Raw genomic sequence first — 1,115 nt, 5'->3', positions numbered from 1 at the left:
TCTTGTTTTCGGGGCTCACGTATATCGACTCTGGCATAGATTGCGTGAAGACGCACATGAATATCGGGGCTGACGTTTCCTCACCGGCTCCCAGGGGTACCGCCCGACGGACCAGTCCTGCGGCACGGAGAAAACCGATACGGAGAAACACTGTGGCGATCACCGACATCAAGGAATATGCCCATCTGACCGAGGAAGACGTCGAGGCGCTCGGGCGCGAGCTGGATGCCATTCGGCTCGACATCGAGGAGAAGCGCGGAGCGCACGATGCTCGATACATCCAGCGAACGATCGCGTTTCAACGCTCATTGATGGTGGCCGGCCGCATCGTCTTGTTCGCCAGCAAGAAGAAGCCTGCCTGGATTCTGGGGACTGCGCTCCTGGGTGCCGGCAAGATCATCGAGAACATGGAACTCGGCCACAACATCATCCACGGCCAGTGGGACTGGATGAACGATCCCGAGATTCACTCGAGCAACTGGGAGTGGGACAACACCTGCCCGTCCTCGGGATGGAAGCACTCGCACAACTTCACTCATCACAAGTTCACCAACATCGTCGGCCTCGACAACGACGTGGGTTACGGAATCATGCGCGTCACCCGTGATCAGAAGTGGCACGCCGACTATCTTTTTCAACCGATCACGAATTTCGTTCTCGCGACACTGTTCGAGTGGGGCGTGGCACTGCATCACCTGGAAACGGACAAACTCCGCAAGGGCGAGGTGAAGTGGTCCGAGAAATCGGAGATGGCCAAGGACGTCGGAAAGAAGATCGCGCGGCAGGTGACGAAGGATTACATCCTGTTCCCCGCTCTGACCGGTCCGGCGTGGAAGACCACGTTGACGGCCAACGTCGTTGCAAATCTCATCCGCAACTATTGGAGTTACGCCGTCATCTTCTGCGGGCACTTCCCAGACGGTGCCGAGAAGTTCACGCTCGAGGAATTCGAGAACGAATCGCGCGCTCAGTGGTATCTGCGACAGATGCTGGGGTCAGCCAACTTTCACGCCGGTCCGGTCATGGCATTCATGAGCGGCAACCTCTGCTACCAGATCGAGCACCACTGCTTCCCCGACTTGCCGAGCAACCGGTACTCGGAAATCGCTGTGCCG

1 protein-coding gene is annotated in these 1,115 nt (G+C 58.0%); it reads left to right on the top strand.

The features are described 5' to 3' along the window. Window positions 1-152: 152 nt before the first annotated feature. Window positions 153-1,115, top strand: a 963-nt coding sequence (locus ABT116_RS49170) for a fatty acid desaturase family protein (protein ID WP_351648122.1), incomplete at its 3' end; no start/stop codon positions are given.

The sequence above is a fragment of the Streptomyces sp. NPDC002130 genome, assembly GCF_040296465.1.
Lineage (GTDB): Bacteria > Actinomycetota > Actinomycetes > Streptomycetales > Streptomycetaceae > Streptomyces.
This window is presented reverse-complemented; position numbering and strand designations above follow the sequence as displayed.